The following is a 14439-nucleotide window of genomic DNA, read 5'->3' on the forward strand; positions in this document are numbered from 1 at the left end:
CTGTACGGCGCCTGGTACGAGTTCTTCCCCCGCTCCGAGGGCACCCCCGAGCAGCCCCACGGCACCTTCCGCACCGCCGCCCGCCGGCTGCCCGCGATCGCCGCGATGGGCTTCGACGTCGTCTACCTCCCGCCCGTCCACCCCATCGGCACCACCTTCCGCAAGGGCCGCAACAACACCCTGTCCGCCGGGCCCGAGGACGTCGGCGTGCCCTGGGCGATCGGCTCCCCCGAGGGCGGCCACGACAGCGTCCACCCCGCGCTTGGCACCATGGACGACTTCGCCTGGTTCGTGCGCGAGGCCCGCGCCCACGGCCTGGAGATCGCCCTGGACTTCGCCCTCCAGTGCTCCCCGGACCACCCCTGGGTGGAGAAGCACCCCGAGTGGTTTAACCACCGCCCCGACGGCACCATCGCCTACGCCGAGAACCCGCCCAAGAAGTACCAGGACATCTACCCCCTCGCCTTCGACGCCGACCTCGACGGCCTGGTCACCGAGACCGTGCGGATCCTGCGCGGCTGGATGGACCACGGCGTGCGGATCTTCCGGGTGGACAACCCCCACACCAAACCGGTCCTGTTCTGGGAGCGCGTCATCGGCGAGGTCAACGCGGCCGACCCGGACGTGATCTTCCTGGCCGAGGCGTTCACCCGCCCCGCGATGATGCACACCCTCGCCCAGATCGGCTTCCAGCAGTCCTACACCTACTTCACCTGGCGCAACTCCAAGCAGGAACTCACCGACTACCTCACCGAGTTGTCGGGCGAGGCGGCGGCGTACATGCGGCCGAATCTCTTCGTCAACACCCCCGACATCCTGCACGCGTACCTTCAGCACGGAGGACGCCCCGCCTTCGAGGTCCGGGCCGTGCTGGCCGCGACCCTCTCCCCCACCTGGGGCGTCTACAGCGGCTACGAACTGTGCGAGAACACCCCCCTGCGAGAGGGCAGCGAGGAGTACCTCGACTCGGAGAAGTACCAACTGCGACCCCGCGACTGGGACACCGCCGAACGCGAGGGCCGCAGCATCGCCCCGCTCATCAGCGACCTGAACACGATCCGCCGCCGTCACCCGGCGCTGCGGGAGCTGCGCGGCCTGCGCTTCCATCACGTCGACAACGAGTCCGTGATCGCGTACAGCAAGCGCAGTGGTGCGGACACCGTGCTGGTGGTGGTCAATCTCGACCCGCACCACACCCAGGAGGCCACGGTCTCGTTGGACATGCCGCAACTCGGCCTGGACCAGCACGCGTCGGTGCCGGTGCACGACGAGCTGACGGGTGAGACCTACCACTGGGGCAGGACCAACTACGTGCGCCTCGAGCCCGGCCGGGCGCCCGCGCATGTGTTCCATGTCCGGGTTCCGTCCGCCGCCCCGCGAAAGGGAGGGTCCAAGACCTCATGACCGTCAACGAGCCCGTGCACGACACCTTCGAGGACACCCCCGCCCAGGAGCGGGACCCCGACTGGTTCAAGCGCGCCGTGTTCTACGAGGTCCTCGTGCGGTCCTTCCAGGACAGCGACGGGGACGGCATCGGCGATCTCCGGGGCCTGACCGCCAAGCTCGACTATCTCCAGTGGCTCGGCGTGGACTGCCTGTGGCTGCCGCCGTTCTTCAAGTCCCCGCTCCGGGACGGCGGTTACGACGTCTCGGACTACACCTCCGTGCTCCCCGAGTTCGGCGACCTCGCGGACTTCGTGGAGTTCGTGGACGCCGCCCACCAGCGGGGCATGCGCGTGATCATCGACTTCGTCATGAACCACACCAGCGACCAGCACCCGTGGTTCATCCAGTCCCGCAAGGACCCCGACGGCCCGTACGGCGACTACTACATGTGGGCCGACGACGACAAGCAGTACCCCGACGCGCGGATCATCTTCGTCGACACCGAGACGTCCAACTGGACCCACGACCCGGTGCGGGGCCAGTACTACTTCCACCGCTTCTTCTCGCACCAGCCGGACCTCAACTACGAGAACCCCGCGGTGCAGGAGGAGATCCTGGCGGCGCTGAAGTTCTGGCTGGACCTCGGCATCGACGGCTTCCGCCTCGACGCCGTGCCCTATCTGTACGCGGCCGAGGGCACCAACTGCGAGAACCTGCCCGCCACACACGCCTTCCTCAAGCGGGTGCGCCGGGAGATCTGCGCGCTGTACCCGGACACCGTCCTGCTGGCGGAGGCGAACCAGTGGCCGGAGGACGTCGTCGACTACTTCGGCGACTACCAGGCCGGCGGCGACGAGTGCCACATGGCCTTCCACTTCCCGGTCATGCCCCGCATCTTCATGGCGGTGCGCCGCGAGTCCCGCTACCCCGTCTCCGAGATCCTCGCCAAGACCCCCGCCATCCCCTCCAGCTGCCAGTGGGGCATCTTCCTGCGCAACCACGACGAGCTGACCCTGGAGATGGTCACCGACGAGGAACGCGACTACATGTGGGCCGAGTACGCCAAGGACCCCCGCATGCGCGCCAACATCGGCATCCGCCGCCGGCTCGCGCCCCTCCTCGACAACGACCGCAACCAGATCGAACTCTTCACCGCCCTGCTGCTCTCCCTGCCCGGCTCGCCGATCCTCTACTACGGCGACGAGATCGGCATGGGCGACAACATCTGGCTCGGCGACCGCGACGCCGTCCGCACCCCCATGCAGTGGACCCCCGACCGCAACGCCGGGTTCTCCTCCTGCGACCCGGGACGGCTCTACCTCCCCACGATCATGGATCCGGTCCACGGCTACCAGGTCACCAACGTGGAGGCGTCCATGTCCTCCCCGTCGTCCCTGCTGCACTGGACCCGCCGCATGATCGAGATCCGCAAGCAGAATCCTGCCTTCGGACTGGGGTCCTTCACCGAACTCCCCTCCTCCAACCCCGCGGTCCTGGCCTATCTGCGGGAGTACGAGGACGACCTCGTCCTGTGCGTCAACAACTTCTCCCGCTTCGCCCAGCCCACCGAACTGGACCTGCGGGAGTTCGACGGACGCCATCCGGTCGAGCTCATCGGCGGCGTCCGCTTCCCCGCCATCGGTGAACTGCCGTATCTGCTCACCCTCGCGGGCCACGGCTTCTACTGGTTCCGGCTCTCCCGAGTCGCATCCCGCATCGGCCGACGCCGCTGACGCGTGCCGAGACGCCGAGGAAAGGACGCGTCACCATGCCGAAAACCGTGATCCTCCCCCCGAGAGGCCCCGGTGTCACCGGACATCTGGCCTCGCTGGAGGCGCTGCTGCGCGAATGGCTGCCGCGCCAGCGCTGGTTCGCGGGCAAGGACCGGCCCGTGGCCGACCTCGCGGTCCTGTCGGCCACCGAGCTGCTCCCGGGCTGTCTGCACCTGCTGGTGCAGACCGGACACCCACCGGTCCCTGCGCCCGGCGGCACTCCCCCGCCCGGGGACTGCTACCAGTTGCTGCTCGGCCTGCGCGAGCAGCTCTCCCCGCGGCTCGGCCGGGCGCTGATCGGCCGGGCCGAACAGGGGCCGCACGCGGGCCTGTTCGTCTACGACGCCCTGCACGACCCGCGGTCCGCGGCGCTGCTCCTGGAGCGGCTGCGGCAGCCCGGCACGGCCGGTCCGCTGGTGTTCGAGACGGCCCCGGCCGCGCGCATCCCCTCCGGGCTCGCGCCACGGCTGCTCGACGCCGAGCAGTCCAACTCCTCGCTGGTGTACGGCGACGCGTTCATCCTGAAGGTGTTCCGCCGCGTCCAGCCCGGGGTCAACCCGGACCTGGAGGTCACCGGCGCGCTGGCCGCGCAGGGCTGCACGCGCGTACCCGCGCCGGTCGCCTGGTTCCGCACCACCGGGGCGCGCGGCGCGACGCTCGGCGTGCTCCAGCCGTTCCTGCCCGCCGCCTCCGACGGCTGGACGCTGGCGCTGCGGGCGCTCGCCGCCGGTGACGACTTCACCACCCAGGCCCACCAGCTCGGCCAGGCCACCGCCGACGTGCATCTCGCGCTGGCGACGGCCTTCCCGTCCGGCGGGCACGGCGAGAACGGCGTCACGGCGTCGGCGATGACCGCGCGGCTGGAGGCGGCCGCGCGCAGCGTGCCCGCGCTCAGGCCGTTCGTGCCGGGGCTGCGCACGGCGTTCGGCGCGCTGGCCGGCTGCGACGCCGGACCGCCCGACCAGCGGGTCCACGGCGACCTGCACCTGGGACAGGTGCTGCGGGCCGGACGCGAGTGGTTCGTCATCGACTTCGAGGGCGAGCCGTCGCGGCCGCTGTCCGAGCGGTGTGCCCCGCAGTCCCCGGTGCGGGACATCGCGGGGATGCTGCGCTCCTTCGACTACGCCGCCCGCCAGCGCCGGCCGTGGCGCCCCGAGTGGGCCCGCCGCTGCCGGGAGGCGTTCTGCGCGGGCTATGCCACCCGCGCCGGCTGGGACCCCCGCAAGAAGCACGCCCTGCTGCGTGCCCATGAGACCGACCGGGCGGTGTACGAGGTGCTCTACGAGGCCAGGCACCGCCCGGACTGGCTGCCCGTACCCATGGCGGCGATCGAACGACTCGCCGTCCGAGGAGGATGACCCCCGTGGCCCTGCGTGACACCTCGAAGCCCGAGTCGGCCGGGCCCGTTCCGGCTGCGGCCCCCGCCCTGCACGCCGACGAACGCGGCCGCCTGCTGGCCGGTGCCCATCACGATCCGCACGCGCTGCTCGGCGCCCACCCGGTGGACGGGGGCATCGCCTTCCGCGCGCTGCGCCCGTTCGCGCGCGCGGTGAGCGTGGTCGTCGACGGCGAGGCGAGGCCGCTGGTCTCCGAGGGCGACGGGCTGTTCTCCTGTCTGCTCCCGCTCGACGCGATCCCGGAGTACACCCTCCGGGTGGAGTACGCCGAGGGCGGCGCCCAGGAGACGCACGACCCCTACCGCTTCCTGCCCGCGCTCGGCGAGCTGGACCTGCACCTGATCCGCGAGGGCCGGCACGAGCAGCTGTGGAAGGCGCTCGGCGCGGAACCGATGGTCCACCAGGACGTGGCCGGCACCCGCTTCACCGTGTGGGCGCCGAACGCCCAAGGGGTGCGCGTCGCCGGTGACTTCACCTTCTGGGACGGTACGGCGTTCCCGATGCGCTCGCTCGGCGCGTCCGGGGTGTGGGAGCTGTTCCTGCCCGGCATCGGCGAGGGCGCCCGCTACAAGTTCGAGATCACCTCCCGGCACGGCGCCCGCTTCCTCAAGGCGGACCCGATGGCCCGCCGCACCGAGGCCCCGCCGGACACGGCGTCCGTCGTGACGGCGTCCCACTACACGTGGGGCGACGGAGACTGGCTCGAGCGCCGGGCCCGCGCGACGGTGCACGACGCGCCCTTCTCCGTGTACGAGGTGCATCTGGCGTCCTGGCGGCCGGGGCTGGGCTACCGCGAGCTGGCCGAGCAACTGCCGTCGTACGTCAAGGATCTGGGCTTCACCCATGTCGAGCTGATGCCGGTCGCCGAGCACCCCTTCGGCGGCTCCTGGGGTTACCAGGTCACCGGCTTCTACGCGCCCACCGCCCGGCTCGGCGGCCCCGACGACTTCAAGTACCTCATCGACGCGCTGCACCGGGCCGGCATCGGCGTGATCATGGACTGGGTGCCCGCGCACTTCCCGAAGGACGACTGGGCGCTCGCGCGTTTCGACGGCGAACCGCTCTACGAGCCCGGGGACGAGCGCCGGGCGGAGCATCCGGACTGGGGGACCTACGAGTTCGACCTCGGGCGGACCGAGGTGCGCAACTTCCTGGTCGCCAACGCGGTGTACTGGTGCGAGGAGTTCCACATCGACGGCCTGCGCGTGGACGCGGTCGCCTCGATGCTCTACCTCGACTACTCCCGCGAGGACGGCCAGTGGTCCCCGAACATGTTCGGCGGCCGCGAGGACCTGGACGCCATGGCCTTCCTCCAGGAGATGAACGCCACCGTCTACCGCAGGGCGCCCGGCGTCGTCACGATCGCCGAGGAGTCGACGGCCTGGGACGGCGTGACCCGCCCCACCGACAGCGGCGGCCTCGGCTTCGGCCTGAAGTGGAACATGGGCTGGATGCACGACTCCCTGGAGTACATCCAGCACGAGCCCGTGCACCGCAAGTACCACCACCACGAGATGACCTTCTCGATGGTGTACGCGTACAGCGAGAACTACGTGCTGCCGATCTCCCACGACGAGGTGGTGCACGGCAAGCGTTCGCTGGTCTCGAAGATGCCCGGCGACTGGTGGCAGCAGCGCGCGAACCTGCGCGCCTACCTGGCCTTCATGTGGGCCCACCCCGGCAAGCAACTCCTCTTCATGGGGCAGGAGTTCGCGCAGGGCGCGGAGTGGTCCGAGGCGCACGGCCCGGACTGGTGGCTGCTCGACCCCGGCTACAGTGCCGAGCCCGACCACCGCGGCGTGCGCGACCTCGTGCGCGACCTCAACACGCGCTACCGCGGTGAACCCGCCCTGTGGCAGCGGGACACCGACCCGGGCGGCTTCTGCTGGGTGGCGTGCCACTCGGCCGACGACAACGTGTTCGCCTTCGTGCGCTACGACGTCGACGGGAACCCGCTGCTCGCGGTCTCCAACTTCTCCCCCGTCGTCCGCCACGACTACGGGCTGCACGTGCCCGGCGACGTGCCCGGCTGGCGCGAGGTCCTCAACACCGACGCCGCGCGCTACGGCGGCGGCGACGTGCTCAACTCCGGCACGGTGAAGCCGGAGAACGGGCTGCTGCCGCTGACCCTGCCGCCGCTCGCGACGGTGTGGCTGACCCCGGCCATGTGAAAGCGGTGACGGGGGCGGGCGGGCGGCTGCCATGCTGGACCGATGCCGACACCCACCCGCCCCCGGCCCACCGGTGAGCCGACCCGCGTCGACGGCGTCCGCCTGGAGTCGCTGCATGTCATCCAGGACGTGCGCGGGGCCGGCCGGGTGCTGGACGACGTGTCCTTCGAGGCGCCGGCCGCGCGGCTCACCGTGATCGCGGGCAGCAGCGGCGCCGGCAAGACCGTACTCCTGGAGACGCTCGCCGGGCTGCGGCCCGCGACGGCCGGGTCGGTACGGCACGACGGAGCCGAACCGCTGCCGCCGGGGCCGGAGTTCGGGTTCGTGCCGCAGGAGGACGTGGTGCACCGCGAACTCCCGCTCCGGCAGACCCTCGTGCATGCGGGACGGCTGCGCCTGCCGTCGGGCACGCCCGTCGAGGCGGTGGCGGCACGCGTCGACGACGTGCTCGCGGCGCTGGGCCTCACGGACCGGGCCGCCACCCGGGTCGGCGCGCTCAGCGGTGGCGAGCGCAAACGGGCCTGCGTCGCCGCGGAGTTGCTGACCCGGCCCCGGGTGCTGTTCCTGGACGAGCCGACGTCCGGGCTCGATCCGGTCTCCGGCGCCGCGCTGCTCGCGACGCTGCGGGAACTGGCCGGGAACGGGACGACGGTGGTGCTCACCACGCATGTCCTGGCCGATCTGCCGCGCTGCGACCAGGTGGTGTTCCTCGCGCCGGGCGGCCGACTCGCCTACGCGGGACCGCCGGACGCGCTGCGCGCGGCGTTCGGGGCACAGACGGTGGAGGAGGTGTACGCGGCGGTCGCCGGCGGCGCGGTGGCGCCTCCGGCGAGGTCCGGGGCGGGGTCTGAGGCAGGGTCCGCGGCGGGGTCCGCCCAGCGCGCCGTACCGGAGTGTCCGGAGGCCGTCGCCCCGGGGCCCGGTGCCGTACGGCAGTGGCTGCTGCTGACCCGGCGTACGGCCGCCCTGCTGGTGCGCAACCGGCTGTCGGTGGCCGTTCTCGCCGGGTCGCCGGTGATGATCGTGGCCATGTTCGCGGTGCTGTTCCGGCCGGGCGCGTTCGACGCGGCGTCGCCGGATCCCGGCACGACCACGATGATCATGTTCTGGATCGCGTTCGGCGCGTTCTTCTTCGGGCTGACCTACGGGCTGCTCCAGATCTGCACCGAACTGCCCGTGCTGCGGCGGGAGTTCCTGGCCGGGCTGCGCATCGGGCCGTATGTCGCGGCCAAGCTGACCACCGTGCTGCCGGTGCTCGCCGTCGCGGACGCGCTGCTGCTGGCCGTGCTGCGCGCCCTGGACCGGCTGCCCGCGGCGGGCTGGTCGACGTACGGCTCGCTGTTCGTGACCAGCGTGCTCGCCTCGGCCGCCGCGCTCGCCCTCGGGCTGCTCACCTCGGCCGCGGTGACGGAGCCCGGCCAGGCCACGCTCATGCTGCCGCTGCTCTGCTTCCCCCAGGTGCTGTTCTCGGGCGCCTTCGTGCCGGTGCCGCGGATGGCCCTCGGGGGGCGGGTGATCAGCTGGGCGATGACCAATCGGTGGGCGTTCGAGGCGCTCGGTGGCGCGGTGCGTCTGCCGGCGTTGTGGCGGGACGGCGGGTCGCCGATGGGGCCGCCACTGCTCGCGTCGTACGGCGACTCGTTCGGGCATCCCGCGGTGCGGGGGTGGGTTGTGCTGGTGGGGTTCGCGGCGGTTTTCCTCGGGGGGACGTGGGCGGTGCTGGTGCGGAAGTGTCGTTCGTACGGGGGTAGGTGAGCATGGGCTCGGGGCGGGTCCGGGCGGTCTGGCCGAGCGCCGCTGTCCCGTGCGGGTCCGTCGTGGTCGGTCGCGCAGTTCCCCGCGCCCCTTGGGTGGGCGGTGTGAGCCTGCGGCGGGGCTCGGGGGCCGTGGTCGTGTGCGGGTGCGTCGGGGCTCGTCGCGCGGTTCCCCGCGCGCCTTGGGGCGTGCGGTCAGCAGCCTTCTCGGGCCGTCAGGTGGGCTGTGGCCGGGGTGCGGTCCCGGTAGGTGTCGGTGACGAAGGCCAGGAAGGTGTCCACGTCCTCGGGGCGGGTGGCCAGGCCCACCGAGACGCGGACCGCGCCTGCCGACGGCAGCCCCAGCAGGTCGAGGTAGCCCTCCAGGGTCCGGGCGCGGGCGCGGGCCGCGGAGCGCAGGCGGGGCAGGGACAGCGCGAACGCCGCCTCCCCCGCGCCGGGGTTGCAGAAGCAGCCGGTGCGCAGCGAGATGGTGCGCCGGGCGCTGTCCTGCGCGACGATCCGCTCGTCGACGACGCGGCCCTCCGCGTCGAGAACGTTCAGCGCCACCGTGCCGCCGCGGGGCCGGGCGGTGTCCTCGGGGCCGTAGACGCGGATCATCGGTGAACCGTCGCGGTGCCGCAGGGTGCGCAGGCCGGTCAGGAGGCGTTCGGTGAGGGCGCCGACGTGGTCGTGGACGCGGTTCATGCCGATCCGGCCGATCCACTCCAGGCCCGCCGTGACGTCCGGTATGGACAGGAAGTTCACCGTGCCGTCCTCGAAGGCGGCCTCGCCGTCGGCCATGACGTGCCACTGCGCCTGGGCGCTGACGGCGTAGATCGTGCCGCCGGAGAACCACGGCCGCCGCAGCCGGGCCAGCGCCTCGCGGCGTACGACGAGACTGCCCACCCCGGTGGGGTGCCCGAAGACCTTGTACCAGCTGACCACCGTGAAGTCGGGGTGCACCCGGCTGAGGTCCAGCGGGTTGGCGGGCACGAAGGCGGCGGCGTCCAGCAGGACGTCGTAGCCCCGTTCGTGCGCGGCCGCGACCCAGTCGAGCGCGTGCTGCACCCCCGTGAAGTTGCTCTGCGCGGGGTAGGCCAGCAGCCCGCGCCGGGCACGGCGCGCCAGGCGGCGCGGGCGGCGCGTGGCGAGGGCGTCGAGCAGCCGGTCGCCGTCCACCCGGAGATCCTGGCCGCGCACCGGCACGTAGTGGGTGCTCGCGCCCTTCGCGCGGGCGTACTCGCGCAGGCCGTTGACCGAGTTGTGGTTGTCGAGCAGCATCACCAGCCGCCCGCCCGGCGCGAACGGGTACGACTCGCCGATCAGGCGCAGCGCGCCGGTGGCGTTGGCGGTGAAGACGACCGCGTACTCGTCGGGATCGGCGTGGAAGTGCTCCAGGACCGCGGTGCGGGCCCGGGAGAGCAGTTCGGTGGAGACCCGCGAGGCGGGGCTGTCGGAGTGCGGATTGCCGAAGCAGCCGCCGGTGATCCGCTCCGCGCTCGCCCGCACCAGTGAGCGCGGCGGCAGCCCGGAGCCGGTGTAGTCCAGATAGGTGTGCCCCTCGTCGTCGAGATAGCCGAACTCGCGCGTCCTGATGTCCCCGAGATCCACCGCGCCCCCGTCCCCCGTACCGCCGGACGGCGTTCCCGCCGCCCCCTGATCCAACGTACTGCGCCTCGTCCCGGTGTTCGAAGGCGGCGCACGGGGGCAGTCGGGAGCTACGGGCGCTCCCCCGGCGCCGTCGCGGAAGGGCTGCCTCACGTGCGTACCGTCGGAGTGGAAGAGGAACTCCTCCTGGTCGACCCGGACAGCGGCGAGCCGCGGGCCAGGTCCGCCGCCGTCCTCGCCCACGTCGCGGGCGACGGCCGGGGCGACGACGTCTTCGAGAAGGAGCTGCACCGCCAGCAGCTGGAGTTCGCCACCCGGCCGCAGACCGACCTGGCGGAGCTCGGTGAGGAGATCGTGCGGGGCCGCAAGGAGGCGGCCCGGCACGCGGAGGAGGCCGGCTGCTCCGTGGCCGCGCTCGCGACCTCTCCGCTGCCGGTCAGCCCGACGGTCAGCGTGGCCGACCGCTACCAGTGGATGGCCGACCGGTACGGCATCGCGGCCCAGGAGCAGATGGTCTGCGGCTGTCACGTCCATGTCGCCGTCGACTCCGACGAGGAGGGCGTCGCGGTCCTGGACCGGATCCGGCCCTGGCTGGCCGTGCCGGCGGCGATCAGCGCCAACTCCCCTTTCTGGCAGGGGGAGGACACGCAGTACGAGAGCTACCGCAGCCGGGTGTGGCAGCGCTGGCCGTCCGCCGGGCCGACGGAGCTGTTCGGCACGCCCGAGCGCTACCGGCGCCGGGTGGCGGACATGGTGGCCACCGGGAGCCTGCTCGACAAGGGGATGATCTACTTCGACGCCCGCCTGTCCGAGCGGTATCCGACGGTGGAGATCCGGGTCGCCGACGTGTGTCTGCACGCGGACACCGCGGTGCTGGTTGCGGCCCTGTGCCGGGGCCTGGTGGAGACCGCGGCACGCGAGTGGCGGGCCGGGACGGCGCCGCTGGAGCACAGCGTGAGCCTGCTCGGGCTGGCCGCCTGGCGCTCCGCCCGCTCGGGCCTGACCGGGGACCTGCTGCACCCGCGGACCATGCGGCCGCGGCCCGCGCGGGACGTGGTGCGGGCCCTGGTGGACCACGTCGGCGGGGCGCTGTCCGACAGCGGGGATCTGGACCGGGTGCACGAGGGTCTCGACCTGCTGGCCCGCCGCGGGAACGGCGCCCGGGTGCAGCGGGCGGCGCTGGAACGGACGGGGAGCCTCGCCGAGGTGGTCACGGAGTGCGTCCGGCAGACCCAGGGGTGAGGGTCGGAACGGGTCCCGGGCCGGGGCGCGGCGGGCGCGCGGGCGCCTTCGCGGGGCTCCCGGGGGCGCGGGCGGGGAGGCCGCGCGGGTGAGCCCTGTCACCCCCGCGGCGTGAGCCAGGTCACCCCGCGTTCCCGGCGCCGTACGCGCCGAAGCGCGCCGCCACCTGGGCCGCCACGACGAAGATCACCGCGCGCGGGGTCCGGCAGGCCGGTGGCCGGATCGCACGCCGCCCCGAGGCGGCGCCGCGCAGGGCACTCCTCGGATCGACGGACTCCGCTCTCTTCCCCGTTCCGCGCACCAACTGCCGTCTCCTGCACTAGATTCGACCACCGTCGACAACAGTACCGATCGACGGGGTCACACTCCGTCACCTCAGGAGCCGTGCATGCGCGACCTCGCCCTCGCTCCGACCGGCGCTCCGCCGCTCACGGGTGGGCTCGCCGACAGCATCTTCGAGCTGGCGGACCGCAATCCGACCGTGCCGATGATCGCGCGCCGCCGCGAGGCGGCCTCGGCGGAGTGGGAGCACATCACCGCGGTCGAACTGCGCGACGAAGTGGTCGACCTCGCCAAGGGACTGATCGCGTGCGGCATCTCCCCGGGCAGCCGCGTGGCGATCATGGCCCGCACCCGTTACGAGTGGACGGCGCTGAGCTACGCGCTGTGGACGGTGGGCGCCGAGGTGGTGCCGATCCACCCGACGTCCTCGCGGGAGCAGGTCGAGTGGATCCTCAGGGACGCCCGGTGCAGGGCCGTGGTGGTCGAGGACGACAAGGGCGTCATGACGATCGGCACCGTGTGCGCGGGGCTCCCGCTGCTGCGCCACGTGTGGCAGCTCGACGACGGCGCGCTCGCCCATCTCGTCGAGCGCGGCGGGCTCATACCCCTGACCACCGTCGAGTCGCTGCGCAGGATCGTCATGCCGGACTCCACGGCCGCGGTCACCTACACCTCCGGCACCGGCGGCCGCGCCATGGGCTGCGCGCTGAGCCACCGCAGCCTGGCGAGCCCCTGCGACGTACTGCTGGCCGGCTGGGGACACACCGCGGCGCTGCCGGGCGAACAGCCGTCCATCCTGGCGTGTCTTCCGTTCAGTCACGTCTACGGCCTGATGATCCAGGGCCTGTGCATCCGCGGCGGGCTGCTGATGGCGCACGAGCCGGACATGAGCGAGGCGGCGCTGTCGGCGGCGCTGCGCTCCTTCCGCCCCACCCACCTGTACGGCGTGCCGTCCCTGTTCGAGAAGATCTACAAGAATTTCCTGCGGACGGCGCAGCAGTCGGGCCGGGGGGCGCTGTTCGAGAAGGCGGCGGAGACGGCCCGGGACTTCGCGGTGGCCTCGGAGCGGCAGCGGCTGGGCCGAGGCTCCGGGCCCGGCTTCGACCTGCGGCTCCAGCACGCCGTGTTCGAGCGGACGGTGTACCGAAGACTGCGGTCCGCGATCGGCGGCCGGGTGCTGCGCGCCACCTCCGGCGGCTCCTCCCTCAACCGTGAACTGTCCCTGTTCTACGAGGGCATCGGCATCTACGTGCACGACGGCTACGGGCTCACCGAGACCAGCGGCGGCGTGACCATGCAGCCGCTCGGGCGGGAGAAGTCCGGCACCGTGGGCCGCCCGCTGCCCGGCACGGAGATCCGGGTGGCCGAGGACGGCGAGATCCTGGTCCGCGGTCCGTCGGTGTTCCAGGGCTACATCAACGACGAGGCGGCGAGCCGGGCCGCGCTGCGCGGCGGCTGGCTGGCCACCGGCGACCTCGGGCGGCTGGACACCGAGGGCTATCTGACCATCACCGGACGCAAGAAGGACGTCATCATCACGAGCGGCGGGACCAGCGTCTCGCCCGCGACGCTGGAGCAGCGACTGCGGATGCATCCGCTGATCCACCAGGCCGTCGTGGTCGGTGACGACCGGCCCTGTGTGGGCGCCCTGATCACCCTGGACCCGGAGTTCCTGGCGCACTGGCGGGCCGCCCTCGCCCTCCAGGGCGACGCGCCGAACCGGGACACGCGCGAGGAGAACGCGCTGCGCGAGGAGATCAACCGGGCGGTCGCGGCCGCCAACAGCGTGGTGTCGCGGACCGAGTCGATCCGGGTGTACCGGGTGCTGCCGCAGCCGTTCGACCAGGCGAGCGGCTTGCTGACGCCGTCGATGAAGCTGCGCCGGGACGCGATCGCGCGGCACTACGCCGACGAGATCGAGGCCATGTACCAGGCGCGCGGCCGCACGGCGGGCCGGGTCCCGCAGGACCCGGCGGAGTGGTCGGGCTGGGACGAGTCGGACAACGTGTTCCGGTAGGCGCCGAGCGGGGCCCCCGCCCGGGCGGAACCGGTCCACGGCAGGACCGGTCCCGGGCAGCACCGGTCCTCCGTACGGCCGGTCCCGGGTGGAAGCGGCCGTATGTCCGTCGGGGCGCGTAGGCCGCGCGGCCATGGGAACACGCTCCAGTGAAGCGGACGAGAAAGGCTGCGGCCGGCCGGCGCCGGGCTCGGGCGGCACGCCGGGCTGGGACGGCACCATGGCGACAGAGCCTCACCGGGACGACACACCCGCCACCGACGGCATCTCGAGCCGCACCGTCGGCTTCGCGGGCGAGCTGCACGACGTGACGGGTGCGCGCCTCGCCGCCGAGGAGTACCTCGGCGACCTCGCCACGGTGGTCCTGCCGTCGGCGCCGGAGCACTGGGACGACATCCTGCTCGTCGTGACCGAGCTGGCGGCGAACGCCGTGCAGTACGCGCCGGGCCCGTTCGAGCTGCACCTGCGCCGTACGTTCGACGGTGTGCATCTGACCGTGCACGACACGAGTTCCACCGCTCCGGCCCCGCGTCCGTTCCGTCCGCGCGAGGGCGGGGGCGGCATCGGCTGGCATCTCATTCATACGCTGTGTGCTCAGGTGAGTGTGGTGACCGATTCCCGCGGAAAGGACATCCACGTCTTTCTTCCCTGGTGAACAAGGCTGCGGGCGCCCGTCCGGCACACCGTGAACAGGGTCGTGTACCCCCGATCGGAAACTCTATTCCTGTCTTTCCGCCGCCGATTTCGGCCCTTCACGAATTGGGGCGGACTTTTGTTTTCGTCACCTGCGATCGGTTAATCTGCGGCGTATTTCCCGTCCGGCCGGAC

At 72.4% G+C, this 14439-nt stretch carries 9 protein-coding genes; 8 read left to right on the forward strand and 1 reads right to left on the reverse strand.

Annotated elements, in window-relative coordinates; all coding sequences use genetic code 11:
• The 5 genes from WN71_RS17540 to WN71_RS17560 form a co-directional block, all read left to right on the forward strand.
• Window positions 1–1404, forward strand: a 1404-nt coding sequence (locus WN71_RS17540) for an alpha-glucosidase C-terminal domain-containing protein (RefSeq protein WP_046585033.1), incomplete at its 5' end; no start/stop codon positions are given.
• Window positions 1401–3119, forward strand: a complete 1719-nt coding sequence (treS, locus tag WN71_RS17545; protein ID WP_071369857.1) for a maltose alpha-D-glucosyltransferase — start codon at window positions 1401–1403, stop codon at window positions 3117–3119. The genes WN71_RS17540 and treS, both read left to right, overlap by 4 nt.
• Window positions 3120–3154: 35 nt before the next feature.
• Window positions 3155–4516: a maltokinase N-terminal cap-like domain-containing protein gene (locus WN71_RS17550; RefSeq protein WP_046585031.1), complete on the forward strand. Its 1362-nt coding sequence runs from the start codon at window positions 3155–3157 to the stop codon at window positions 4514–4516.
• Window positions 4517–4521: 5 nt separating this feature from the next.
• Window positions 4522–6726 carry a 1,4-alpha-glucan branching enzyme gene (gene glgB, locus WN71_RS17555; RefSeq protein ID WP_046585045.1) on the forward strand — a complete coding sequence of 735 codons (2205 nt, stop codon included), beginning with the start codon at window positions 4522–4524 and terminating at the stop codon, window positions 6724–6726.
• A 42-nt stretch (window positions 6727–6768) separates the two neighbouring features.
• Entirely contained in the window at window positions 6769–8481 is a 1713-nt protein-coding gene (locus tag WN71_RS17560) for an ATP-binding cassette domain-containing protein (protein WP_046585030.1), read from the forward strand.
• A 194-nt stretch (window positions 8482–8675) separates the two neighbouring features.
• Here WN71_RS17560 and WN71_RS17565 read toward each other — a convergent pair whose 3' ends face one another.
• A complete protein-coding gene (locus tag WN71_RS17565; protein ID WP_240529683.1) occupies window positions 8676–10073 on the reverse strand; it encodes an aminotransferase class V-fold PLP-dependent enzyme in 1398 nt (465 codons plus the stop codon).
• Between the two features lie 150 nt (window positions 10074–10223).
• On the opposite strand from WN71_RS17565, the gene WN71_RS17570 reads away from it, so the two are divergent.
• The 3 genes from WN71_RS17570 (at window position 10224) to WN71_RS17585 (ending at window position 14266) form a co-directional block, all read left to right on the forward strand.
• Complete coding sequence (locus WN71_RS17570; protein ID WP_046585028.1) at window positions 10224–11312, forward strand: glutamate--cysteine ligase 2; 1089 nt, start codon at window positions 10224–10226, stop codon at window positions 11310–11312.
• Between the two features lie 388 nt (window positions 11313–11700).
• Window positions 11701–13611 (forward strand): AMP-dependent synthetase/ligase, encoded by a 1911-nt coding sequence (locus tag WN71_RS17580; RefSeq protein ID WP_046585026.1) that lies wholly within the window; start codon window positions 11701–11703, stop codon window positions 13609–13611.
• Window positions 13612–13831: 220 nt separating this feature from the next.
• A complete protein-coding gene (locus WN71_RS17585) occupies window positions 13832–14266 on the forward strand; it encodes an ATP-binding protein (protein WP_046585025.1) in 435 nt (144 codons plus the stop codon).
• Window positions 14267–14439 lie beyond the last annotated feature (173 nt).

The sequence above is a fragment of the Streptomyces mangrovisoli genome (assembly GCF_000974985.2).
Taxonomy (GTDB): Bacteria; Actinomycetota; Actinomycetes; order Streptomycetales; family Streptomycetaceae; genus Streptomyces; species Streptomyces mangrovisoli.

Bases quoted from the DNA above. Each gene is read 5' to 3' on its own strand.
- treS (WP_071369857.1), top strand. From the start codon at position 1,401: ATGACCGTCAACGAGCCCGTGCACGACACCTTCGAGGACACCCCCGCC.
- WN71_RS17550 (WP_046585031.1), top strand. From the start codon at position 3,155: ATGCCGAAAACCGTGATCCTCCCCCCGAGAGGCCCCGGTGTCACCGGA.
- WN71_RS17560 (WP_046585030.1), top strand. From the start codon at position 6,769: ATGCCGACACCCACCCGCCCCCGGCCCACCGGTGAGCCGACCCGCGTC.
- WN71_RS17580 (WP_046585026.1), top strand. From the start codon at position 11,701: ATGCGCGACCTCGCCCTCGCTCCGACCGGCGCTCCGCCGCTCACGGGT.
- WN71_RS17585 (WP_046585025.1), top strand. From the start codon at position 13,832: ATGGCGACAGAGCCTCACCGGGACGACACACCCGCCACCGACGGCATC.